At 67.6% G+C, this 23,738-nt stretch carries 23 protein-coding genes; 10 read left to right on the top strand and 13 right to left on the bottom strand.

Going from position 1 to position 23,738, the window contains the following annotated elements:
• Positions 1–5 precede the first annotated feature (5 nt).
• Positions 6–2,009: a S9 family peptidase gene (locus tag ABZX92_RS11500; RefSeq protein WP_355556776.1), complete on the top strand. Its 2,004-nt coding sequence runs from the start codon at positions 6–8 to the stop codon at positions 2,007–2,009.
• Here ABZX92_RS11500 and ABZX92_RS11495 read toward each other — a convergent pair.
• Positions 1,979–3,022, bottom strand: coding sequence for a DUF4192 domain-containing protein (locus ABZX92_RS11495; RefSeq protein ID WP_355556773.1), 1,044 nt, complete (start codon positions 3,020–3,022; stop codon positions 1,979–1,981). The genes ABZX92_RS11500 and ABZX92_RS11495 overlap by 31 nt on opposite strands.
• Positions 3,023–3,200: 178 nt before the next feature.
• Positions 3,201–5,000, bottom strand: coding sequence for a Xaa-Pro dipeptidyl-peptidase (locus ABZX92_RS11490; protein WP_355556771.1), 1,800 nt, complete (start codon positions 4,998–5,000; stop codon positions 3,201–3,203).
• Between the two features lie 106 nt (positions 5,001–5,106).
• Here ABZX92_RS11490 and add point away from each other — a divergent pair, with 106 nt between their 5' ends.
• A complete protein-coding gene (add, locus tag ABZX92_RS11485) occupies positions 5,107–6,108 on the top strand; it encodes an adenosine deaminase (protein WP_355556769.1) in 1,002 nt (333 codons plus the stop codon).
• Positions 6,105–6,419, top strand: coding sequence for a divalent-cation tolerance protein CutA (gene cutA, locus ABZX92_RS11480; RefSeq protein WP_355556766.1), 315 nt, complete (start codon positions 6,105–6,107; stop codon positions 6,417–6,419). Before add ends, cutA begins: the two co-directional genes overlap by 4 nt.
• Here cutA and ABZX92_RS11475 read toward each other — a convergent pair.
• The 5 genes from ABZX92_RS11475 to ABZX92_RS11455 form a co-directional block, all read right to left on the bottom strand.
• Complete coding sequence (locus tag ABZX92_RS11475; RefSeq protein ID WP_355556764.1) at positions 6,402–8,426, bottom strand: UvrD-helicase domain-containing protein; 2,025 nt, start codon at positions 8,424–8,426, stop codon at positions 6,402–6,404. The two genes, cutA and ABZX92_RS11475, sit on opposite strands and share 18 nt — an antisense overlap.
• Before the next feature lie 79 nt (positions 8,427–8,505).
• Positions 8,506–9,309: a carbohydrate ABC transporter permease gene (locus ABZX92_RS11470; RefSeq protein WP_355556762.1), complete on the bottom strand. Its 804-nt coding sequence runs from the start codon at positions 9,307–9,309 to the stop codon at positions 8,506–8,508.
• Positions 9,306–10,172: a sugar ABC transporter permease gene (locus tag ABZX92_RS11465; RefSeq protein ID WP_355556760.1), complete on the bottom strand. Its 867-nt coding sequence runs from the start codon at positions 10,170–10,172 to the stop codon at positions 9,306–9,308. The genes ABZX92_RS11470 and ABZX92_RS11465 overlap by 4 nt, the downstream gene beginning before the upstream one ends.
• Positions 10,173–10,185: 13 nt before the next feature.
• The gene (locus tag ABZX92_RS11460; protein WP_355556758.1) at positions 10,186–11,391 is read right to left on the bottom strand and encodes an extracellular solute-binding protein; all 1,206 of its coding nucleotides are present in this window, start codon (positions 11,389–11,391) and stop codon (positions 10,186–10,188) included.
• Positions 11,388–12,290, bottom strand: a complete 903-nt coding sequence (locus tag ABZX92_RS11455; RefSeq protein WP_355556755.1) for a carbohydrate kinase family protein — start codon at positions 12,288–12,290, stop codon at positions 11,388–11,390. The genes ABZX92_RS11460 and ABZX92_RS11455 overlap by 4 nt, the downstream gene beginning before the upstream one ends.
• Before the next feature lie 99 nt (positions 12,291–12,389).
• Here ABZX92_RS11455 and ABZX92_RS11450 point away from each other — a divergent pair, with 99 nt between their 5' ends.
• The 5 genes from ABZX92_RS11450 to lspA are packed head-to-tail and all read left to right on the top strand — an operon-like array spanning position 12,390 to position 18,490.
• Positions 12,390–13,184: a DeoR/GlpR family DNA-binding transcription regulator gene (locus ABZX92_RS11450; RefSeq protein WP_355556753.1), complete on the top strand. Its 795-nt coding sequence runs from the start codon at positions 12,390–12,392 to the stop codon at positions 13,182–13,184.
• Positions 13,181–14,476: a 6-phospho-beta-glucosidase gene (locus tag ABZX92_RS11445; RefSeq protein WP_355556751.1), complete on the top strand. Its 1,296-nt coding sequence runs from the start codon at positions 13,181–13,183 to the stop codon at positions 14,474–14,476. Before ABZX92_RS11450 ends, ABZX92_RS11445 begins: the two co-directional genes overlap by 4 nt.
• Positions 14,466–17,447, top strand: coding sequence for a glycoside hydrolase family 38 C-terminal domain-containing protein (locus ABZX92_RS11440; RefSeq protein WP_355556748.1), 2,982 nt, complete (start codon positions 14,466–14,468; stop codon positions 17,445–17,447). The genes ABZX92_RS11445 and ABZX92_RS11440 overlap by 11 nt, the downstream gene beginning before the upstream one ends.
• Positions 17,448–17,480: 33 nt before the next feature.
• The gene (locus ABZX92_RS11435) at positions 17,481–17,966 is read left to right on the top strand and encodes a nuclear transport factor 2 family protein (protein WP_355556745.1); all 486 of its coding nucleotides are present in this window, start codon (positions 17,481–17,483) and stop codon (positions 17,964–17,966) included.
• Between the two features lie 38 nt (positions 17,967–18,004).
• Positions 18,005–18,490, top strand: coding sequence for a signal peptidase II (gene lspA, locus ABZX92_RS11430; RefSeq protein ID WP_355556742.1), 486 nt, complete (start codon positions 18,005–18,007; stop codon positions 18,488–18,490).
• Here the strand turns inward: lspA and ABZX92_RS11425 are convergent.
• From ABZX92_RS11425 to ABZX92_RS11415, 3 genes are read right to left on the bottom strand one after another with little or no spacing between them, the layout of a single operon-like run.
• A complete protein-coding gene (locus ABZX92_RS11425) occupies positions 18,462–19,127 on the bottom strand; it encodes an endonuclease V (RefSeq protein ID WP_355556740.1) in 666 nt (221 codons plus the stop codon). The two genes, lspA and ABZX92_RS11425, sit on opposite strands and share 29 nt — an antisense overlap.
• Positions 19,105–20,070 carry a DUF3500 domain-containing protein gene (locus ABZX92_RS11420; RefSeq protein WP_355556737.1) on the bottom strand — a complete coding sequence of 322 codons (966 nt, stop codon included), beginning with the start codon at positions 20,068–20,070 and terminating at the stop codon, positions 19,105–19,107. The genes ABZX92_RS11425 and ABZX92_RS11420 overlap by 23 nt, the downstream gene beginning before the upstream one ends.
• Positions 20,070–20,840, bottom strand: coding sequence for a Tat pathway signal sequence domain protein (locus tag ABZX92_RS11415; RefSeq protein WP_355556736.1), 771 nt, complete (start codon positions 20,838–20,840; stop codon positions 20,070–20,072). Before ABZX92_RS11415 ends, ABZX92_RS11420 begins: the two co-directional genes overlap by 1 nt.
• A 161-nt stretch (positions 20,841–21,001) precedes the next feature.
• On the opposite strand from ABZX92_RS11415, the gene ABZX92_RS11410 reads away from it, so the two are divergent.
• Entirely contained in the window at positions 21,002–21,349 is a 348-nt protein-coding gene (locus ABZX92_RS11410) for a metalloregulator ArsR/SmtB family transcription factor (protein ID WP_355556733.1), read from the top strand.
• Complete coding sequence (locus ABZX92_RS11405) at positions 21,342–21,890, top strand: SRPBCC domain-containing protein (RefSeq protein WP_355556730.1); 549 nt, start codon at positions 21,342–21,344, stop codon at positions 21,888–21,890. The genes ABZX92_RS11410 and ABZX92_RS11405 overlap by 8 nt, the downstream gene beginning before the upstream one ends.
• Before the next feature lie 106 nt (positions 21,891–21,996).
• Here ABZX92_RS11405 and ABZX92_RS11400 read toward each other — a convergent pair whose 3' ends face one another.
• The 3 genes from ABZX92_RS11400 to ABZX92_RS11390 all read right to left on the bottom strand — a co-directional run bounded on the left by ABZX92_RS11400 (position 21,997) and on the right by ABZX92_RS11390 (position 23,702).
• Positions 21,997–22,926, bottom strand: a complete 930-nt coding sequence (locus ABZX92_RS11400; RefSeq protein WP_355556728.1) for an MBL fold metallo-hydrolase — start codon at positions 22,924–22,926, stop codon at positions 21,997–21,999.
• A gap of 27 nt (positions 22,927–22,953) precedes the next feature.
• The gene (locus ABZX92_RS11395; protein WP_355556726.1) at positions 22,954–23,382 is read right to left on the bottom strand and encodes a CBS domain-containing protein; all 429 of its coding nucleotides are present in this window, start codon (positions 23,380–23,382) and stop codon (positions 22,954–22,956) included.
• 137 nt (positions 23,383–23,519) lie between these two features.
• Positions 23,520–23,702 (bottom strand): hypothetical protein, encoded by a 183-nt coding sequence (locus tag ABZX92_RS11390; protein WP_355556724.1) that lies wholly within the window; start codon positions 23,700–23,702, stop codon positions 23,520–23,522.
• Between the last annotated feature and the right edge of the window lie 36 nt (positions 23,703–23,738).

Genomic DNA, 23,738 nt, shown 5'->3' with positions numbered 1-23,738 from the left:
CCGGCATGACCGACTTCGCCTCCTTCGAGAGCTACAACGCCACACCGAGGCTCACGTCGCTCGCGCTGTCCCCGGACGGCACGCGGCTCGTCACCGTCGTCTCCACGCTCGCCGCTGACGGCAAGACGTGGCAGGGCGCTCTCTGGGAGGTCGACCCCACCGGCGAGCAGGACGCCGTCCGGCTCACCCGCTCCGCCAAGGGGGATTCCTCGCCGGTCTTCGCACCGGACGGGTCGCTGCTGTTCCTCTCGGCGCGCCCGGACCCGCTCGCGAAGCCGGGCGAGACCAAGGAGCAGAAGGCACTGTGGCGGCTTCCGGTCCACGGTGAGGCCGCCGAGGTCCTGCGGCCGGGAGGCGGACTCGGTCAGATCCGCGTCGCGGGCGAGACGCTGCTGTTCACGTCGTCGGCGTACCGCTTCGCGGAGTTCGGCGACCAGGACGACGCCAAGCGCAAATCCCGCGAGGACGCCGGGGTGACAGCGATCCTGCACGAGTCGTACCCGATCAGGTACTGGGACTCCGACCTCGGCCCGAGTTACCCGCGCCTGTTCGCGGCTCCGCTCGTGGACGTCGCCACCGAGAAGGTCACCACCCTCAGCGAGGACGCGGAGAGCAGGCTCAGCGACGAGGACATCGCGCTCAGCCTGGACGGGAAGTGGGCCGTCCACGGCCACGGCGTCGACGTCAGCGCCTCCTACGGCCGCCGGACCGAACTGGTGCTCGTGGCAACCGACGGCAGCTCGTCGCGCGTCATCGCCTCCGAGGACGGTTTCTCCTTCTACGAAGCGGCTTTCACGCCCGACGGCACCGCCGTGATCGCGATCCGGTTCCGCGAGTCCACCGCGGACTCCCCGTATCGGCGCGACCTCGTGCGCATCAGCGTGGCGGACGGCTCGATCACGCCACTCGCGCCAGGCTTCCAGGAGGAGCCTGACCACCCGGTGGTGAGCCCGGACGGGTCCGCGGTGTTCTTCACCGCGAGCCACCTCGGGCACCAGCCGGCGTGGCGGCTGGACCTCACGACCGGCGAGATCACGAAGCTGACGATCTCGGGTTACTACAGCGACGTGGTCGTGAGCCCGGACGGCAAGACGCTGTACGCACTGCGCAACTCGGTCGACCACCCGCCACAGCCAGTGCGGTTCGCGACCACCGGAGCCGACCAGGACCCGGAACGGCTGCGCGCGCCCGGCGCCCTCGCCTCGGTGCCCGGCACCCTCACGGAGATCTCCACGGTCGTCGCCGACGGCCGGACCGTCCGCGCCTGGCTGGTGCTGCCGGAAGGCGCCTCCGCCGACTCCCCCGCCCCGCTGGTGCTGTGGGTCCACGGCGGCCCCGTGATGAGCTGGAACGGCTGGACCTGGCGCTGGAACCCGTGGCTGATGGCCGCCCGCGGCTACGCCATCCTGCTGCCCGACCCCGCCCTGTCCACCGGGTACGGGCCGGAGTTCATCGAGGCCGGTTGGGGCCGCTGGGGCGCCGAGCCCTACACCGACCTCATGGCCATCACGGACGTCGCGGTCGAGCGCGCTGACGTCGACGCGTCCCGGACCGCTGCCATGGGCGGCTCGTTCGGCGGCTACATGGCCAACTGGATCGCCACCCAGACCGACAGGTTCCGCGCGATCGTCACCCACGCGTCCCTGTGGCACCTCGACGCCTTCTCCGGCGGCACCGACAGTTCCTACTTCTGGATGCGGGAGATGGGCGATCCCCTCACCCAGCCGGAGCGGATCCAGGCCAACTCCCCGCACCTGCGGGTCGCCGACATCAAGACTCCGATGCTCGTCATCCACGGGGACAAGGACTACCGGGTTCCCATCGGCGAGGGGCATCGGCTGTACTTCGACCTCGTCCGCCACGGGGTCACTGCGAAATACCTCTACTTCCCGACCGAAAACCACTGGATCCTCACCCCCGGCAACTCTCGGGTCTGGTACGAGACGGTGTGGGCCTTCCTGGCCGAACACGTCCTCGATCAGGACTGGGAACGGCCGGAGCTGCTCTGAGCACGGCCGGCGAGCAACCTGCGGGCGTCGTCCAGGTACTTGGTGGACAGCGCCCGCATCTCCTCGGGCGGGAGTCCTGCGCTGAGGGCGCTGCGCAGCAGCTTGGTCAAGGAATGGCCGGGGCAGGCGTTCTCGGCCGCGTCGAGTGCGATGGACGCGATTCCGCCGTCACCGCGCTGATAGGCGTAGAACGCGAGCAGACACGCGGGCTCCGCACGTTCCGGTGCGGGGCACGACCTGGTGAGCTCGAGCCAGAGCCGTTCGGCGGTCCTGGACGTTGTGTGGGTGGCGAACGCCATGCTCGCGTCCCGCACCTCGGGTACGGCCAAGGCTCTGGCCAGCGCGACGATCTCGGTGTCCGGCAACGGTCCCTTGCGATCCGCCGCGGCGTCGATCGCGTCGCGGACCCGATGCAGCTCGGCGCCCGGATCAGGTTCGCCGGAACTCGTCATGAGCTCGTCGAGCAACGCGGATCGGCGTTCCAGTGCCTCGGGATGGTCCAGCGCGGCGATCGCGGCCATGGCCGCGCGCGACTCGAACGTCACGTTGCCCTCGTGCGCTGACGCGGCGGCAAGGGCGGACAGCCCGGGATCCGGAAGTGTTCCGTGACAGTCGATGTCGAGGTAGCAGAGCCACTGCGCGTCCTTCTGGCACGAAGGCAGCCACACCGCTTCGACGACCTCGACGCCCACCCCGCCGAGCTTGTTCCTGAGCGCGGCGACCAGCGGTTCGTGCGGCAGTTCCTCGGGCATGTGCGCGCACGGCGGGCACACCACGACCAGGATCACGTCCGTCGCGCCGTGTTCAAGCAGCGGCGCTTCCAGTTGTGCCGCAAGCATTCCTCTATGTCGTGGACGCGGCAGGTCCACGCGCATGGTCATGCTGATCACGTTGTCCTTCAGCACCAGCACGACGAGAGAGTCGGACGGGTGGAACCCCATCAGGTGCGGGATCGCGGCGTAGAGGTCGTCGGCGCCACGGACTCGGATCGGTTTCGGGAGGGTTGTGGGCATGGACCCACAGTGGTCGTCGGGGTGGGGGGTCAAGTGGGGTTGGCGCGAAGTTGTGGACAAGTCAGCGGGTGTGGACAGGTTGAGATCTTGGAGTGCCTGGAAGCGGGGTCTTGTCGGGGGTGGGTGGTAGGTTGCCGCGCTGCGGTCCCTGAGTCAGGACCGCAGCGCGGGCATCACGTCAGATCGTCTGGAACACCGCGCGCCAGCCACCCACGACGGGCAGCTCGACCGACGTGCGGGCCAGGTCCAGCGACAGGCCGACGCCCGGCTTCGGGCGCAGCGTGTAGTCGTAGTCGCTGGAGATCAGCACGAACTCGAGCCGGTGCCCGGTCTGCAGGACGTAGTCGTCCGGCACGATGGGCACGTCGACGTCGTAGAACTTGCCCGGCTTGATCGGCGACGTCTTGTCCGGCCGCTCCCGGTTCTGCGGGTCGGTCGAGCCACGCGTGATGACGTACGACTTGCCGTCAGGAGCCCGGTCGACGAGCAGTGTCGTCACGTTGGCGGCGGGCCGGTCGAACGCGATCCGCAGGTGCGCGGTCGACTTTCCGGACAGCCGCAACGACTTCCGCGCAGGCTCCGTGGCGTACGACAGCCGGTTCGGCGAAGACGCCTGGTCGATCAACGACTCCGCCGTCTTCGTCGCGTCGTCGGTCAGCTTCTCCACCCCGTGGCCGGGCCGGATCCCGAGGCCTCCCTTGGCGGATCCGCCCGTGGACAACCGCAGCCGCACGCCGGACGTGCCGGGTGCCGGCCAGTCCTTCTCGTCGACCCACGTCTTGTCCTCGCGCTGGATCGTCGCCTTCGGCTCCTTGTCGATGCCGTTGCGGTGACCCCACAGGTACTGCGTGAACCAGCGGTTCAGCGTGCGCCGCCACTCGACCGAACGCAGCGTGTCGGGGTCCGTGTGCCCGGACTGGTGCAGCCAGATCTTGTGCGGCACACCCACCTTCTTCAACGCCGAGTACCACTGCTCGACGTGCGTCATCTTGACGTTCGTGTCGTTCAGCCCGTGCACGGCGAGAACGGCCGCACGAACGTTGCGGACGTCGTTCAGGTAGTTCCGCTTGTCCCAGAACCTGGTGTAGTCACCGGTGACGCGGTCCTGGTCCTTCGCGATCTCCGCGATGATCGGCTTGCAGATCTCGCGGTCCGCGCGGGTGTAGACGTACTCCGCGAGCACGTCGGCGTCCTCGCCCTGGAATGTGCCGGGCGCGACGACAGCACCATCGGCGCGGTAGTAGTCGTACCAGCTGGAGATCGCGGCGATCGGCACGATGGCTTCCAGACCGCGCACACCCGTGGAGGCGACGGCGTTGGGCAGCGTTCCGTTGTAGGACACGCCCATCATGCCGGTCTTGCCCGTCGACCAGGTCGCCTTGATGGCCTCGCCGGTTGCCGTACGCGCCGTCGCACGGCCGTTGAGCCAGTCGACGACGACACGGGCACCGATCGTCTCGTTGACGTCACCCGTTGTCGGGCAGCCCGTGGACTTGCCGGTGCCGAGCGATTCGGCGTAGACGACGGCGTACCCGCGCGCGATGAAGTAGGCCTCGTAACGACCCGACGTGATCGGGTTCGGACCGAGGGCGGCGGTGACACGTTCGTCGGAGGATGCCTTCAGCAATCGGCCATCGCGCTTGTCAGGCACGTACAGCTCGACGTCGACGTTGTGGTTCGCGACGTCGTTGCCACCGGAGAAGTACGGGCTGACCATGTAGACGACCGGGACCTTGAGGCCGCGTTCGGTGGCTCGCGGGCGGACGACCTCGGTGTAGACCTCGTCGTCCTTGCCGTCGCGGTCGCTGTCGACCGGCGCCCGGACCCAGAGGCTCTCCTTCACCACGTCCTTCGGGTCGAAGACAGGTTGCGCCTCGCCGTCGGAGAACACGGGTCCCTCGGCGGCTTGGGCCGTCGTCGGAAGGAAAGGCAGGACAAGCACCGCTGCCAGCAGTGCGACTCTTCGTGCGCCCCTCACGAGGCACCCCCAATGCAGGCCAGGTACAGGGATTCGCCCTGCACCCTTCCCGTTGACTGCAAGACATGTCACCCGTCTATCGGCTCTTGACCTGAGAGCATGGGCCGTGCACATTTCCGACTTCGTCCACGCGCTGCCGAAAGCCGAGCTGCACGTCCACCTCGTGGGCGCGGCCTCTCTCGACACCGTCCTCACACTTGCCCGTCACCACCCCGACGGACCGGTGCCCACCGACGAGGCCGCGTTGCGGAAGTTCTACGAGTTCAGGGACTTCCGGCACTTCATCAACCAGTACGGCGTCGTCAACGACCTCGTCACCACCGGCGAGGACGTCCGCACTCTCGTCGTCGGATACGCGCGGGACGCCGCGCGAACCAATATCCGATATGCAGAGCTCACGATCAGCGCGACGAGCCATCTGCGGGCCGGCATCGCGCCAGACGAACTCGTCGAGGCGCTCGCGGCAGGCCGGGAGGAAGCGCTCGCGGTGCACGGCGTGGCGCTGCAGTGGATCTTCGACATCCCCGGCATCTGGGACCGCGACTGGGGCATGACGAGTGCGCGGTTCGCGTCCGAGTACCGGCCAGAGGGTCTGGTGGGGTTCGGGCTGGGCGGGTTCGAGTCGGACTCGCCGCGGGCGAAGTTCCGGGAGGCGTTCGCGATGGCGCGCGACGCCGGGCTGCACATGGTGCCGCACGCCGGTGAGACGACGCCGCCGAGCGAAATCTGGGCCGCGGTGCACGACCTGCGCGCCGAGCGGATCGGGCACGGCGTGAGTTCCGTCCAGGATCCCGAGCTGCTGCGGCACCTGGCCGACGAGGGTGTCGTCGTCGAGGTGTGCCCGACGTCGAACATCCGCACCGGCGCGGTGAAATCGTTGGACGAACACCACCTGCCGCGACTCGTGGAGGCCGGGGTGCCGGTGACGATCAGCACCGACGACCCCGGCATGTTCCACACCGACCTCGACCGCGAGTACCTGCTGTGCCACGAGCGGTTCGGTTTCAGCCACGACGAGCTCGCCGGGCTCGCGCGCGCCGGAGTGCGGGCGTCGTTCGCGCCGACCGAGTTGAAGGACCAGCTGTTGAAGGAGATCGACGCCCTATGACCGGTGCGTGTGTGGTGACGACGACTGTCGACTCGGCCGACGCCGCGGAGTCGTTGGCCAAAGGGATCGTCGAGGCACGGCTCGGCGCGTGCGTGCAGATCGTGCCGATTCGCAGCGTCTACCGGTGGGACGGCGAGGTGTGCGTCGAGGCGGAATGGCAGTGCGTCGTGAAGACGTCCGCTATCCGCGGCGACGACCTCGTCGCGCACATCAAGGCGCATCACACCTATGACGTGCCCGAGGTCGTCGTCACCCCCGTGGTCGGGGGCAACGACGCCTACCTCGCCTGGGTCTCAGAGGAGACCTCGTAGGTGACGCGGCAACGGCTCGGTGTGCAGGACGCCGAGCCGTTGCGTCGCCCTCGTCAGCGCCACGTAGAGCTCGCTGGGCGACATGTGCTGCGGTTCGACGACGAGGACGACGTCGAACTCCAGCCCCTTCGATGCGCGCGGGGACATCCAGCTGCCGCCGATGACCGCGATCGTGCGGCCGTTGCGTGCACGGCCGTGCGCGTCGAGCTCGTCGCGCACTGCCGCCGATATATCAGTCACGCGGCGGGCCCACGGGCGGACGCCGCTCTTGCGCACCGACACCGGCGCAGACGCGTCTGGGTCGACGAGCTTCAGGACCGGGGTCGCGACGGCCATGATCTCGCCGGGCGTGCGGTAGTTGACCTCCAGACGGCGGTAGGCGAACCGGTCGAACACCGAGCCCCAGCTCCGCACCCCACCCGCGGCCTGACGCTGGGCCAGATCGCCGACTACGGTCATGGACCTGTTGGGGCACCGGCGCAGCAGCACGCGCCAGTCCATTGCGGACAGCTCCTGCGCCTCGTCGACGACGACGTGTCCGTACGTCCACGTGCGGTCGTCAGCTGCCCGTTCGGCAAGTGAGCGGTGGTCGCGCACCTCGTGCCGCACGGCGAGCACGTCGGCGTTGACGAAGTCGGTGACGATGTACTCGTCGTCGTCCGCGCGTTCGTCGATGGAGAGAACATCCATCACGCCGCGCGCGTATTCGAGTTGTTGCTCCTCTTCACGCTTCGCAGCGCGCTCGGCGGCGCCATCGGACCCGAGCAGTTCGGCGAGCTCGTCGAGCAACGGCACGTCGGACACCGTCCACGCGTCGGCGTCCTCCCGGTACAGCTCCGGCGCGCCGATCCGGAAGCACCGGCCCCGGTACAGGTCGGCGAGCAGCTGCTCCGGGGTGAGCCGCGGCCACAACCTGTCGACAGCGTCGCGCAGTGCTTCGCTGTGCCGGAGCTCGTGGCGCACGTCCTCCTCGATCTCCGGCCAGTCGACACCGATCAGCCGCAACGCCGGTGCGACGAGCTCCTCGGCGAGCGCCAGGAAGAAATACTTGCGAGCGGCGTTGTGCGGGAGCCCGTAGTACCGCGTCTTCTCGCGCGCGACGGCGGCGACGTGCGCGTCGAGCGGGACGACGACGTCCTCCAGCTCGATCTCGACGGGCTCGTCCGGCAGCTCTTGCCGGTCGGCGACGGCGACAGCCAGCAGGTCCAGAACTGATATATCGCCTTTCAGCCGTTGCAACGACGGGGTGTCCTCGACGTCGGCGATGACGCCGGGATAGAGCTCGCCAGGCGTCGCGAACACCACGTCGGTCTCGCCCAGCGAGGGCAGGACGTCACCGACGTAGCTGAGGAAGCCGGTGTTCGGGCCGACGATCAGCACGCCGTGCCGCGACAGACGTTCACGACGCGTATACAACAGGTATGCCACGCGGTGCAGGGCTACGGCGGTCTTGCCGGTGCCCGGACCGCCCTCGATCACCAGCACGCCGGGACTCGAGTAGCGGATGATCTCGTCCTGCTCGGCCTGGATGGTCGAGACGATGTCGCGCATCGTCGCGGTCCGCGGCGCGTTGAGGGCGTCGAGCAGCGCTGTCATGTCGGACAGCAGTTCGTCGTCGTGGAAATCGCGCAGCTCCCGGTCGCGGACGCGGAAGTGGCGGCGCAGCACCAGGCCTTCTGGGTTCGCGGCGGTCGCGGTGTAGAACGGCCGTGCCGCCGGCGCCCGCCAGTCCAGCAGCAGCGGTTCGAAGTCGTCGTCGAACAATCCGACGCGTCCGATGTAGGTGCATTCACCTTTCGCGGAGTCGATGCGGCCGAAGACCAGCCCCTCCTCCGCCGCGCGGTACTTCCCGACCTCCCTGGTCAGCACCTGCACGGCGGCTTCGCGGTCCAGCCTCTGAGTGGTGCCGTCCCGCAGCGCGGTCGCAAGGTCCGCAGCCGCTTTGTTCCGTTCCTGGTCGAGCTTTTCATACAGAGAGGTGATCCGTGCCTGTTCGCTCGCCAACACCTTGCCCCCTGTGATACAATAGTTCTGTCTTCCCGGAAAATTCATTCCGAAAATACAAAGCCATTCTTTGTATCACAGTTCAGCCGCGCACGGCACCCTTTGCGAGATCCGCGATGAAATTGCGTGCGCCGATGAGGAAGACGATCAGCAGCGGAATCACCGCGAGCACCGTTCCCGCCATCAGCATGCCGTAGTCGGTGTCGTGCGTGCGGTTGAGCTGGCCCAACGCGACCTGCAGCGTCACCTCGTCCGGGTCGACCAGGACGACGAGCGGCCACAGGTAGTCGTTCCACACGCTGATGAACGTGAAGATGCCGAGGAACGCGAGCGCTGGCCGCACCACCGGCAGCCCGACGTGCCAGTACTGCCGGAAGAATCCGCAGCCGTCGAGCCGCGAAGCCTCCAGCAATTCGTCGTGCACCGCACCCGAAATGTACTGACGCATCCAGAAGATGCCGAACGCGTTGATCACCGCGGGCACGATCAGCGCTTTCAGGGACCCGACCCAGCCGAGCTGTGCCATCACCACGAACTGCGGGATGGCGGAGAGCTGCGGCGGGATCATCATCGTGCCGAGCAGCAGCACGAACAGCGCGTTGCGGCCGGGAAAGCGGAACTTGGCGAACGTGAAAGCCGCCAGCGAGTCGAACACCAGCACCAGCACCGTGGCGCCGGCGGCCGCGAGCACGGTGTTCAGCATCGACCCGAAGAAGTCGATCTCCTCGAACACCTTGCCGACGTTGACGAGCAGCTCGCCGCCCGGCGTCAGCGCGGGCGGGAACTTGAGGATGTTCTCCGTCGCGTTGGTCGCCATGACGACCATCCAGTAGAACGGGAACAACGACACCAGCACGCCCAGCACCAGCACGACGTGACGCTTCACGGCCTCTCCCCCTGCTGCACGAGCCGCCAGTTGATGATCGAGAAGACCAGCACGACCAGGAACAGGCCGACGCCGATCGTCGCGCCGTAGCCGAAGTCGTTGTGCTTGAACGCCTGCTGATAGAGGTAGAGCACCATCGTCAGGCCGGACTGTCCCGGCCCGCCCTCCTCGCCGACGAGGATCTGCGCCTCGGTGAACGTCTGCAGCCCGCCGATCGTCGACGCGATCACGGTGAAGAGGATCACCGGCTTCATCATCGGGATCACGATGCGCCACAACACTTGCCAGCGGCTCGCACCGTCCACAGTGGCCGCGTCGAGCACCTCGCCCGAAATCGCCTGCAGCCCGGCGAGGTAGATGATCGCGTTGTAGCCGGTCCACTGCCACACGATCAGCGCCGAGATCGAGACCTTGATGCCCCACTCGCTCGTCAGCCACGGCACCGCTCCCCCGCCGATCCACTCCAGCACGGCGTTGAGGAGGCCGAAGTGGCTGCTGAAGATCGACCCGAACACGATCGCGACCGCCACGAGCGACGTCACGCTCGGCACGAAGTACGCGATCCGGTAGAAGGTCGTGAACTTGATGGACGAGTGCAGCACGTAGGCGATCACCAGGCCGAGGAACAGCGTCGGCACCGTGGACATCACCCATATCTCGAGGGTGTTCACGAGAGAGAGCCAGAAGATGTCGTCGGTGACCAGGAACTTGAACTGGTCGAGCCCGACGAACTTCATCTCGCCGATGCCGTCCCACATGTGGAACGCCAGGTAGCCGAGGAACACCATCGGGAACAGCCCGAATACGCCGAACAGCAGGAAGAACGGCGAGATCGCAAGGTACTGCGGCAGGTACTTCCTCATAGCCGGCACCTCTTCATGTCAGCCCCACGTGGTCGGCGATCCTGCGGGCCTTGTGCTGCACGTCGCGCCACGCCTCCTCGGGTGGTTTGCCGACGGTTTCGACGTTGGCGAGCTCGTCGTAGAACAGCTGCGCGAGCCGCGGCTCCCACGGACTCATGTACGCGACCGGTACCTGTTTCGCGGACTCGGCGAACGTGTCGACGATGATCTGGCCGCCGAAGAAGTCGTCCGGTTGCCGCAGGTCAGGGCTTGCGAACGCGTCCGGAGTGGACGGGAACAGGCCGAGCTCGAGGAAGCCGCGCACCTGCTGTTCCGGGGTCAGCAGCCAGGTGACGATCTCGAACGCCTTCTCGGGTTCGCGGCAGTACTTGGTGATGCTGAGGAACGAACCGCCCCAGTTCGCGGCGCCACCGGGTGTCGGAGCGACTCGCCACAGTCCCTTGGAGTCCGGTGCGCCGGCTTTCAGATCTGCGGCGGCCCACGACGCGCCGATCATGCTCGCGACCTCGCCGGTGGTGAGGGCGGCGTTGACGTCGGGGCTGCCGTCCTGCATGGCGGCGTTGATGCCGAGCTGGTGCGCCTTGATGGCCAGGTCCCAGGCGTGCCTGACGTGGTCGTCGCCGCCGATATATTGCTTCTTCTCGTCGACGAGCTGGCGCTTCGACTGCGCCATCACCATGTTGTAGACCAGGCGGAGGTTGAGGATCATCGACGCGTCCTGCTTCAGGACGACGCCGGCGTCGAAGTAGTCCTCCCAGGTGCGGATGCTCTCGGCTTTGACGCCGTGGCGCTCGAAGACGTCCTGGCGGTAGTAGAGGCCTGTAGGCCCGGTGTCGATCGGGAAGCCGATCATGCGGCCTGCCGCGGTGACGCCCTGCTGCCACTTCCAGTCGAGGTACTGCGGCTTGAACCTGTCCGCGCCGAGCGTCCGCAGGTCCACGAACTCCTCGGCGTTCGGGAAGAACGCGGAGATGTCCTCGCCCTTGAGACCGGTGATGTCGGGAACGTGGGACTTGCCGGCGAGGTTCGTCATCAGCTTCGCCTTGAACTGCGCGCCGGCCTTGAGAGGGCGTAGTCCGGGGAACCTCGTCGTGGCCTCTTCGAGCGACTTCTCGCTCAGGCCACCCGACCACATCCACAACGTCATGCCGTCGCGTGACTCGGTCGCGCATCCCGCCGCGGCCAGACCCATCAGCGCGAGGAACGCCCGCCTGTTCATGCGAGCACCGTCCCCACGATTTCAGGCAACGTCGGGGCGGCCGTCGCACCGCCGGGCCGTTGCACCGAGATCGCGGCGGCCTTGTTGGCGAACTGCAAACGTTCGCGCAACGGCATGCCCGTCAACGTCGCGTGCACGAACGCCGCGCCGAACACGTCGCCGGCGCCGGTGCTGTCGACGCAGTCAACGTTGATTCCGTCAACCTCTGCGTGCTCACCAGTCAATTTGTCCACTGCGAGTGCACCTCGCGCGCCTCTCGTGACGACCGCGATGGGGACGACGTCGGCGAGCTTCTTCAGTGCGTTCCGCGGCGTTTCGGTGCGTGTGTAGGCCATCGCCTCCACCTCGTTGGGCATGAACGCGTGACAGTGCTCGAGTTGGCGCAGCAGCTCCGGCCGCCACTGCTGCGTCGGGTCCCAGCCGACGTCGGCGAAGACCAGCCCCGGAAGATCCAGAACTGATATATCGGCGACGGGGTCGAGGTGCACGATCGACGCCTTCGTCGACGGCATCGATTCCTGGGTCGTCGTGTGCAACGTTGGCGGCGGCGTGCCGTGGGTGATGAGGGCGCGGTCGTCGTCGTAGGACAACGCGACCGTCACCGGCGTCGCCCAGTCCGCGAAGCGTTGTGAGCAGGTGAGGTCGACGCCCTCGTCCGCGAGGAAGTCCCAGCAGAGAGTGCCGTGGGCGTCGTCGCCGAAAGCCGCGGCCAGCACCGGCCTGATGCCGAGACGGGCGAGGGCGACGGCGAAGTTCGCGATGCCGCCCGGCCCGCTCGCCATGCCGCCGGTCCAGAGCTCCTCGCCCGGTGTCGGCGGCTTGGGCAGTCCGGTGAAGACCAGGTCGTAGAAGAGCAGTCCGAACAGGTAGACATCGTTGTCATCCCCGACATGGCGCACACTGACCCCTTCCAATGTTGCGCAAGAGCGTGCGCTAGACGTGCGCGAGTTGGCAAGAGTTTGCTCAAGTTTGCGCGACTTGGGAGGTACGGTGGCCGCATGCTTCCCCAGAGCAGACGCGAGCTGATCCTGCGCACACTGCGCGCGGACGGGCCGAGCGAGGTGCGCTCGCTCGCCGACAAGCTCGGCGTCAGCCAGGCGACGATCCGCCGTGACCTCGAACAGCTCGACGCCGACGGCAAGCTGACCCGCGTGTACGGCGGCGCCATGACGCTCGATCCTGGTGAGGTCGACAGCGACGACGTCGACGACCCGTTCGCTGAAGTCGCCACCGAACGCGCCGAGGACAAGGACGCCGTCGCACGCGCGGCCGCGGCGATGGTTCGGGACGACGAGACCGTGCTGCTCGACATCGGCACCACGATGCACCGGCTCGCCCATCACCTGCATGGCAAGCGGATCACCGTCATCACGAGCAACCTCGCCGTGTTCGACGAGCTGCGCGACGATGCCGACATCGAACTCGTCCTGCTGGGCGGCATGGTGCGGCGGCGCTACCACTCACTGGTCGGGTTCCTCACCGAGGACAACCTGCGGCAGGTCCACGCGGGCCGGCTGTTCCTCGGCACCAGCGGTGTGCGGGGCGACGGCGCCGTCATGGACACGACGCTCGTCGAGGTGCCCCTCAAGCGCGCCATGATCAAGGCTGCGGACCAGGTCGTGCTCGTCGCGGACGGCGGGAAGTTCCCCGGCGTGGGCGTCGCGCGTGTCTGCGGACCCGACGACCTCGACGTCGTCGTCACCACCGCGTCGGCCGACCCGGCGACGCGGCTCGCGCTGGAGGAAGCCGGAGTCGGAGTGGACGTGGTCCCGATGGATATGAGGAACGCATGAAGCTGGTCATCCTGGGCGGCGGCGGCTTCCGCGTACCGCTTGTATACCGCGCGTTGCTCGCTGATCGGTCGCCCGGCCGCGTCACCGAGGTTGTACTGCACGACCTCGACGCCGTCCGGCTCGCCGCTGTCGGCGGCGTCCTGGGCGAGCTGGCGACTGATATATCGGATGCACCGTCGGTGACGACGTCGACGGACCTCGACGAAGCACTCCGGGGCGCCGACTTCGTGTTCTCCGCGATCCGGGTCGGCGGGCTCGACGGACGTGCGGCCGACGAGAGCGTCGCGGCCGGTTGTGGCGTACTCGGACAGGAGACGGTCGGCGCGGGCGGCGTTGCATACGGGTTGCGTACCGTGCCCGTCGCGCTCGACATCGCGCGCCGTATATCAGTTCACGCGCCAGACGCGTGGGTCATCAACTTCACCAACCCCGCCGGCATGGTCACCGAGGCGATGTCGGCACACCTCGGCAACCGCGTCATCGGCATCTGCGACTCCCCTGTCGGACTCGGCCGCCGAGTCGCCCGCGCCGTCGGCGCCGATCTCGAGGACGCGTGGCTCGACTACGCCGGGCTCAACCACCTCGGCTGGCTGCGTGGCGTCCACGTGCACGGGCGCGACGTGCTGCCCGATCTGCTCGCCGACACGGAGCGGCTGGAGTCGTTCGAGGAGGGCAAACTCTTCGGCGCGGAGTGGCTGCGGACGTTGGGCGCTGTTCCCAACGAGTACCTGCACTACTACTACTTCACGCGGGAGGCGGTGGAGTCCGGCGCGTCACGCGGGGCGTTCCTGCTGGAGCAGCAGAAGCAGTTCTACGCGGCGCCGTCGCTGGAGAGCTGGGAGCGGACGCGCCTCGAACGCGAACAGACCTACATGGCCGAGACCCGCGACGACGAACGTGACACCGACGACCTCGACGGTGGCGGCTACGAGCAGGTCGCGCTCGACCTGATGCACGCCATCGCCTCTGACAAACGCACCACCCTGATCCTCAACGTGCCGAACCAGACAACGCTGTCATGCCTGGATTCCGACGCCATCGTCGAAGTGCCGAGCCTGGTCGACGCCAACGGTGCGCGGCCCATCGCGGTCAGCCAGGTGCCCGGCGAGGGCGTCGGACTCGTCACGGCGCTCAAGGTCGTCGAGCGCGCCACCATCCAGGCCGCTATCAGCGGCGAGCGCGCGCACGCGGTGAAGGCGCTGGCGCTGCATCCACTCGTCGACTCCGTCAGCGTCGCTCGCAAGATCGTCGACACGCACCCGTTCCTGTCTGGAGTTTTCCGTGCACGATGACCGGCGGCTCGTGGAGGACCGGCTGTCGCGGGCGCTGACGACCCGCGTCATTCCGGCGATATATCAGTCGTCCGTCCCGTTCAGCGTCGAGATGTGGCGGGTGCCGGACGAGCCGATCCCGTTCGCGCGGGCGATGGGAGACGCCGTCTGGGAACCGTTCGAGATCGGTGACAGGTGGGGTGCGCCGTGGTCGACGACGTGGTTCCGCGTCAAGGCGACCGTCCCCGAGGAGTGGCGAACCTTGCGCGTCGAGGCCGTCTTCGACCTCGGGTTCGAGGACGCGTGGCCCGGCAACCAGGCGGAAGCGCTTGTATACAAGGTGGATGGAACGCCCATAAAGGGTGTGGCGCCCCGCAACAAGCACGTTCCCGTATCCGATATATCAGTCGAGTTCCTCATCGAGGCCGCGGCGAACCCTGACATCCTCAAGCACGACTTCCAGCCCACTGCGTTCGGCGACAAGAAGACCGCGCCGCCGGCGCCGATGTACCGGCTGGACAAGGCGGAGCTCGCGGTCCTGAACGAGTCCGTCTGGCACCTGAGCCTCGACCTCGAGGTGCTCAGGGACCTGATGCTGGAGCTGTCCCTCGACGACCCGCGCCGTCACGAGATCCTGCGCGCCATCGAACGATCACTCGATGCCCTCGACCCGCACGACGTGCCGGCAACCGCGCAGCAGGCGCGCAACGAACTCGTCGACGCCCTGAGCAGGCCGGCCCACGCGAGCGCGCACACGCTGTCGGCGATCGGCCACGCCCACATCGACTCCGCGTGGCTGTGGCCGTTGCGGGAGACCGTGCGCAAGGCATCCCGCAGCTTCGCGAACGTCACCTGGCTCGCGACCCAGTACCCGGAGTTCGTGTTCGCCGCCTCGCAGGCCCAGCAGTACGCGTGGGTCAAGGAGCACCAGCCGAAGATCTACGAGCGCATGCAGGAGGCCGCGAAGAACGGCCAGTGGCGCCCGGTCGGCGGCATGTGGGTCGAGTCCGACGCCAACCTCCCCGGCGGCGAGGCCCTCGCCCGCCAGCTGACGCACGGCAAGCGCTTCTTCTTCGACGAGTTCGGCGTCGAGTGCGAGGAGGTGTGGCTGCCCGACTCGTTCGGCTACACCGCGGCGTTCCCGCAGTTGGCGGTTCTGGCGGGCGCGAAGTGGTTTCTCACCCAGAAGCTGTCGTGGAACCAGACGAACAAGCTGCCGCACCACACGTTCTGGTGGGAGGGCATCGACGGCAGCCGCGTCTTCACGCACTTCCCGCCGGTCGACACCTACAACGCGGAGATCCTCGGCAAGGAGCTGTCCCACGCCGTCCGCAACTACGCCGAGAAGGGTCGCGGCACCCGGTCGTTGCTGCCGTTCGGGTTCGGCGACGGCGGTGGCGGCCCCACCAGGGACATGGTCGAACGCGCCCGCCGTCTGAAGAACCTCGAAGGCTCCCCCAAGGTCGAGATCGAGCCACCGCACGAGTTCTTCCGCAAGGCACAGGCCGAGTACCCGGACGCGCCGGTGTGGTCGGGCGAGCTGTATCTGGAGCTGCACCGCGCCACCTACACCACGCAGTCGCGCACTAAGGCCGGCAACCGCCGCAGCGAACACCTGCTGCGCGAGGCAGAGCTGTGGGCCGCGACCGCCGTCGTCCACAACGGACACGACCACCCGTACGACGAGCTCGACGCGCTGTGGAAAACCGTGCTGCTGCACCAGTTCCACGACATCCTGCCCGGCAGCTCCATCGCGTGGGTGCACCAGGAAGCCGAGCAGACCTACGCGGACGTCGCGGAACGCCTCACGAAGATCACGCGCGCAGCCCAGGATTCGCTCGGCGGCGGCGTGTTCAACACGAGCCCACGCGACCGCGCCGAAGTCGTCCTCAACGACGGTAAGCCGATCTTCGTGACCGCACCCGCGTCCGGCATCGGCACCGAGGGTGAGCCCACGAACCCGGTCACCATCAACGGCCGTGTGCTCGACAACGGCCTGGTGCGCGTGGAGTTCGACGAGAACGGCCTGATGACGTCGGTCATCACCAACGGCCGCGAAACCCTCGCCGGACCGGGCAACCTGCTCCAGCTCCACCCCGACTTCCCGAACTACTGGGACGCCTGGGACATCGACGCCCACTACAAGCGCAATCACACCGACCTCGTCGACGCGGACGAGGTGACGTTCGAGAGCCACGGCCCGCTGCGCGCCACGGTCAGGGTCGTCCGCTCGTTCGGCCGGTCCGAGGTCACCCAGCTGATCTCGCTCAACGCCGGCTCGAAGCGGATCGACGTCGACACCGAGATCGACTGGCACGAGTCGGAGAAGATCCTCAAGGCCACGTTCCCGCTGGACGTCCACGCCGAACGGTCCGCCGCGGAGATCCAGTTCGGGCACGTCCACCGCCCCACCCACACCAACACCAGCTGGGACGCCGCGCGATTTGAGGTGTACGCGCACCGGTGGGTCCACGTCGCCGAGCCGGGCTTCGGCGTCGGCGTGCTCAACGACTCCACCTACGGCCACGACATCACACGGCACGGACGCGCGACCGTCGTGCGGTTGAGTCTCGTGCGCGCGCCGCACATCCCGGACCCGCACGCGGATCAAGGCATGCACCGATTCCGTTATGCGCTGCTCCCTGGCGCGGACGTCGGCGCCACTCTTGCGGAGGGCTACGCACTGAACCTGCCGCTGCGCGTGTTGCCAGGCGCGGCGAACCACAAGCCGTTGGTGTCCATCGACTCTGATGGCGTGGCCGTGGAGTCGGTGAAGCTCGCCGATGACAAGTCCGGCGACGTCGTCGTCCGGCTGTATGAATGCCTCGGCGGACGGGCGCGGTTCACGCTCACGCCTGGTTTCGACTGCGTGCGCGCGCACGTGACAGATCTGCTCGAACGACCGCAACAGATCGTGTCGCTGGAGGACATCGAGCTGCGGCCGTTCCAGATTCTCACCCTCAGAATGGGACGACTGAAGGCGACCGAGTGATGTCCGGGTGGTGTCCGCGCTAGCTTCGGCCGCGTGGACACCGACCTGTTGCGGCAGCTCAACGACGACATCTGGCACCCGTTCCAGCTCGCCTACGCGAAACTGGACGCGCCGGCGTTCCTGGAGCTGCACGCGCCCGAGCTGATCCGCGCGGGCGGACCGGCCAAGCAGGTGTCCGGGTTCGCCGACTACTCCGCCCAGCTCGAGAAGTGGTTCACCGAGCTCGCGGACCGCGGCAGCTCGGTGACCATCGCGTTCCGGTTCGTGGAGCGCATCGCGTCGAAGGACCTCGCGAGCGAGCGCGGCATCTTCCACATCGTGTCGAAACGCGCCGACGGCGACGAGCGCGCGTTCTACGGCCGCTTCCACACATATGCGCGTCGCACCGACGGACGCTGGCGCATCTGCTCCGACTACGACACCGACGAGCGGCCAGCGACGCTGGAGGAGGAGTTCCACGCCGCGGTCGACATCGACGACGTCGAGGCGTTCAGCACACACGACATCGCAAGGGTCTGATGCAGGGCGGCGGCGTCCTTAACTACGCTCGACCACAAATGGACACCACCACCTCTCGCCGCGTGCCGCTCGTGATGGGCATCGCCGTGTTCGTGCTGCTGCTGGACCAGGCCACGAAGTACTGGGCCGAGAGCGCGCTGACGGGCCACGCGCCCATTCCCGTGCTCGGCGAGTTCCTGCAGCTCAGGCTCCTCTACAACCCCGGTGCCGCGTTCTCGATCGGCGCGGGGTCGACGTGGATCTTCACCATCGTGGCGGCCGTCGCCGTTGTACTGCTCGCGCGGTACGGCCTGCAGCCGCAGACCAAGCTCCGGGCAGCCGCGCTCGCGATGATGCTGGGCGGCGCGACGACGCACCTGCTCGACCGGCTGTTCCGGCCGCCGGGCTTCGCGCGCGGGCACGTCGTCGACTTCATCGACTACAACGGCTGGTTCGTCGGCAACGTCGCGGACATCGCACTGGTCTGCGGCGCGATCCTGCTCGTGCTGCTGAGCTTCACGCCGACGAAACAGCCTGCTTCGTGAGCGCGTCCGCGCGACGGGTGGTCTCGGGCAGCCGGTAGCGCGGGGCGAGCCGCAGCACCTCGGCGCACGCCCGGTCCAGGTCGATCTTGTGGCCGACCGACACGAACACCGGCTTCACGCCGTCCTGCGTCCGCACCGCCCTGCCGACGACGTCCCTGCCTTGTGGACCTTCCATGACGAGGTCGCTCATCGACCCGCGGGCGTGGCCGGGCGGGTCGAACTCGCCCATCGCGTTCTTGGCGACCCCGATGCTCGGAATCCCCGTGTGCACGCCGAGGTGGCACGCCAGACCGAACCTGCGCGGGTGCGCCAGCCCCTGACCGTCCGCTACCAACAGGTCCGGCGTGACCGTCACCTGATCGAGTGCCCGCAGCAACACCGGCATCTCCCGGAACGCGAAGAGCCCGGCAATATATGGGAAGTCCGTCGTGTCCTCGACGACCACCTCGTCCAGCACGACCAGCGACTTTGCATCGAACACCACGCAGACGCCCGCAACTGTGTCATTGCTACGGTAGCCGACGTCGAGGCCCGCGACGGTGTCTACACGCAGGTCAGGGGCACTGGTAGTGATCACCTGGGTGCGCAGGCGTTCTTGCAACGCGACGGCGTCTTCAACCGTTCTGGGCCACTCCACGGGCGACAGTGTGCCGTGACGTGTCGTAGTGGGCGGCGAGGAGGTCGTCGCCGAAGTCACCCGAATGACGACGCCAGACGGTGTGGACGTGGTTCGCCTCGTTGGCCGTGTTGTCGTACTCGATGAGCAACTCGGGCCCCTGGATCCGGTAGTAGTGGCCCTCGCCGCGGCGCAGCGAGCCCTCCCACGAGAAGTGCAGGCGTTCCGGGTCGATGCGGGCGAACTCGTCGTCGGCAAGCTCGAACGCGAGCCGGTCGAGGTAGAAGCGGACGATGTCGACGAGCAGCTCCCCCGCCGGCCTGCCGAGCTGCGCCGGGGTCACGCCGACCGGTTCGGACGGGCTGACGCGCGGCGAGTTGCCGCTGCGGATGTCGTGCGGAGCGGTGTCCGACACGACGGCCAGGCGGCGGGCAGTCGGGCCCATGCGGTCGAGGAGCTCGCGGGCCAGTTCTTCTTCGAGGCGCAGCGGCTGGCCGACGACTTGGCCGCGGTAGGTGACGCGGGCCGGGTTCGCGCCGAGAAAGAACGGGGTCGCGGAGACGCGGCCGTCGGCGACGACGACGTTGACCGACAGGTGGTGCCCTTCGACGCGCCATCCCCACGGCTCGTCGCCGCCGGGCGTGCCGAAGAGCACCGTCCAGAAGTCGCCGCTGTGCCGGTCGCGGTTCCCACCCTCGCGGTGGTCGAGCACGTCCTCCAACGCCATCACCGCTGCGGCCTGGGCGTAGGCGTGTGGGCTGAGGACCGTGGCCAGCATTCCGTGTACCGCCTTGCGCTGGTCACGGCGAAGCTCGCCGAGTACGAGACCCGCTCGTGCACCGGGTGTATACGCCCAGCGGTGCCTCAGGTCGTCGTCGGTGACCGCGCGAATGCCGTGTTCGCGCTGGTCACCGGCGAGCAAACCAATATATTGGTGCGTGGCGTCAGTGACGTCGTGCAGCATCATTCGAACTTATAGGCCTTGAGGTTGCGGAGCAGCAGGTAGCAGTTCTGCAGTGAGCCCGAGGTGTCGCCGAGCGAGCGGTAGATGCCCCATTTCGGCCGCAACCGGTCGTCGAGCCACGTGTCGACGTTGTCCTTCGTCGCGTCGAGCACGGTCCGCCCGCCCTCGCGGACGACCCAGCGGACGCGACCGGTGCCGTTGCCGACCTTGATCTCCACCTCGGTGTCGATCCACTTGTTGTGCAGCGGTTCGAGGTCGACGTTGCCGACGAGCACGTTGCCCTCGGTGATCTTGAACTCGATCTTCTGCACACCGCCGGTGCGGCGCAGCGACATGACCGTCACGGGTGAGGAGCCAAGACCGGGCATCTTCGTCTGCATGATGTGGGTGAACGAGGTCGTCGACTTCAGCGAGCTCGGGATGAACATGGAGTAGGTCCACTTCCACGTCTCACCGTTGTCGATCTCGAGGTTCTGGCCACCCGCCCTCATGCCGCGGACCTCGTTGCGCTGCCGGTCGGTCGACGTGTCCCGGTCGCGCGTGTGCATGTCGAACCGGTAGTCGTTGCCTGACACGTAAATGTGCTTCGTGCCCGGATGCGAGCCTGCCCGGTCGTCCTCGACGCCTTCGAAAGCGCCGAGCCCGTCCTTGTTCGCCTGTGGACTCCACCTGAGCTTCCAGGTGGCCGCCTGCGCGAGCCCGGAGCCACCCATGAGCAGCGGAACCGCTGCCGCTCCACCGATCAACGCCGAACGCCGAGAGATCTCCACGCCCGTTCCTCCCCAACATCCATGGCGGCGGATTTAGGGAAAAGGTCTGCACCAACTCCGGTGCGGGCGTGATCACATCATCGGTTGACCCAGGAGTCAATCTTCTCTCCGGCGAACGCGTCTCGACTTGTGACCAGCTCAGGTGTTAAAACCATTACGTAATGAAGATGCCACATGATGACGACGCCATCTGGCGTGCCCTGGCGAACCCGCTGCGGCGCGCGATCCTCGACGTCCTGCGCGCCGGCCCGCACACCACGGGCGAGTTGGTGGAGGCGCTCGAGACGAGCCGGCACGTCGTCATGCAGCACCTCGGTGTGCTCCGCGAGGCCGATCTGGTGCTCGTGGAGCCGCGGGGCCGGAAGCGGGTCAACCACCTCAATCCCGTGCCCATCCAGCAGATCCACCAGCGGTGGGTCGCGCACTACGAGCAGAACTGGGCAGCGGCGCTGGTCGGCCTGAAGCACGCGGTCGAGGGCGCCGGACAGGAGGATGAGGACGTTGGCTGAACCGGGCCCGGACATGGGCACAGAGCTGCTGCACAGCATCGTGATCGCCGCGCCCATCGAGAAGGTGTGGGCGGAGATCACCAAACTCGACGGCAAACAGCGCGCCATGATGGACGCCGTCCTCGACTCGAAGCTCGAGCCGGGCGCGCCGCTCTACTACCGATCGACCGACGGCAAACGCGTCTTCGTCGTCGGGCGCGTCGTCGAGGTCGACCCGCCGCGGCTGCTCTCCCACACGCAGCGGCTCACCATGCGCGACGACCCGTGGACCGTCGTGTCGTGGGAGTTGGAAGAGATCGACGGCGGCACACGCGTCACGCTGCGTAACTCCGGTTGGCCCGCGGACGTCAAGCGCCTCGACAAGGTCGACACGACCTGGAAGAACATCCTCGCCGCGCTCAAGCAGGTCGTCGAGTCCGGCGACGTCGGCGCCGGCCTGAGGTTCCAGTACGCGATGATGCGCGCCTTCATGTGGGCGATGCCGGCGGCCACGAAGTCCGAGAACGTCCCCGAGCCGCCCGGCATCGACAGGGCCGGCTAAAACGCGAATCCTGCTTTTGCAATGACTCTTTGGACGACGTCGTCCAAAGAGTCATTGCTAAGCGGCAGGTCAAGGGGTAGCTGGTCAACCGATATATTGGATGTGGCTAGGCGTGGCAGGCGATGGGGCCGCCGTGCAGAGCCATCATGTCCATCCAGACGGCCGAGAGTTCCAGGCGTTCGGAGAGCGGCTTGCCGTCGAGCTCGTGGTAGGCGCGGTGAAGGTTGCCGACCAGGCGCTCGGATTCCTGCCAGGTGGAGAAGCGGGATTCGCCGGCCTCGTTCACCACGTCCAGCGGGGACTTGGAGGCGGCGTGACCGGCGGCCGCCAGTGAGGACAGGTAGGTCGTGTAGTCGGCCAGATCGTCCAGGACGCGGTTGATCTCGGCGCCGCGCAGTAGCGGACCGTGACCGGGCACCACGACGGATGCGTCGAACGAGCGCAGGAACTCCAGGGCCGACTGGTAGCCGGTGATGCTGCCCTCGGCGAGGAACGGCTGGCCGCCTGCGAAGACCAGGTCGCCGGTGAAGAGGACGCGTTCGGCGGGAAGCCAGACGACGGTGTCGCCGCGGGTGTGGGCCGGGCCGGGGTGGTGGAGCTCGACGACGCGCGAGCCGAGGTGCAGCGTCAGCGACGAGGTGTAGGTGAGGGACGGCGGGCGCACCTCGATGTGGCCGTAGTCCGGACCGGTCAGCACCTGGGCGGCGATCAGGCCCGCGGCGAGCACCTCTTCGCGGCACGCGTCGTGGCCGACGATCACGGTCGACGGCGGCACGAGCCAGTTGCCGTAGGTGTGGTCGCCGTGGTGGTGGGTGTTGATGACGTACTGAGGGTCCGACGAGGACACCGACGCCACCGAGGCGAACAACGCGCGGTTGCGCGCCTCGGTGGACGTGGTGTCGACGAGCAGCAGCGTGTCGTCGGAGCCGACGACCACGCCGGTGTTGTTGATCATCCAGGAGCCGTCGGGCTGGATGTAGGCGTGGACGCCCGCGGCGACTTCAACCAGTTCGGGCTGGCCAGCAGAAGGATTCACCCGATCAAGCGTAGTCACCTGACACGGTCAGCCCTGGGCGATGTAGGCCTGGAGCTGGTCGGCAGACTGCTCCAGCTGTCCGATCCGGCTCTTCACGACGTCGCCGATGCTGACGATGCCGACCAGCTGCCCGTCGGACAGAACGGGCACGTGGCGGAAGCGCCGTTCGGTCATCACGACCGTCAGGCTGTCCACCGTGTCCGACGGGGAGCACGTGAAGACGTCGGCTGTCATGATCGCCGACACGGGATAAGACAGCAGGTCAGCGCCCGTTTCGTGCAAACGGCGCACGACGTCGCGCTCGGACACGATCCCGGCGACGCCACCGGCGCCGACGACCACGATCGCGCCGACGTTGTGTTCGGCCAGGGCTCTGAGCAGTTCGGACACAGAAACATCCGGGTCGATCGTCGCAACCGCCGATCCCTTGGTGCGCAAAACGTCAGCGATCCTCACCTGGCGCCTCCGATCCTGTCGGTCCGGTAGCACCTCAGGCTAGATCGGATTCGGACAGAACGGGAGATCAAGCGCACAAAGAGAGCAGGGGACGCACGAGTGCGTCCCCTGCGGTGTCGCGCCTGGTTCGGCGTCGGCTACGCGGATCCTCCGCGGCGACGGGTCGCGAACTGGCGCGGCTGGACCACCGGCACCCGCTGCTGTGGCAGCTGGAAGTGCGCGTTCTGGTCGTGCTTCGCCCGCTTCTGCGCACGGCGTGCGGCGCGGTTGGTGGGCTCTTCCGGGGTGGTGGCCGGGTCTGGCGGGGTGGTGGCAGGCATGCGAAAGCCTCCTCATGACGAGGGCGTGCAAAGGAC

Source organism: Lentzea sp. NPDC006480 (assembly GCF_040611995.1).
Classification (GTDB): domain Bacteria; phylum Actinomycetota; class Actinomycetes; order Mycobacteriales; family Pseudonocardiaceae; genus Lentzea.
This window is presented reverse-complemented; position numbering and strand designations above follow the sequence as displayed.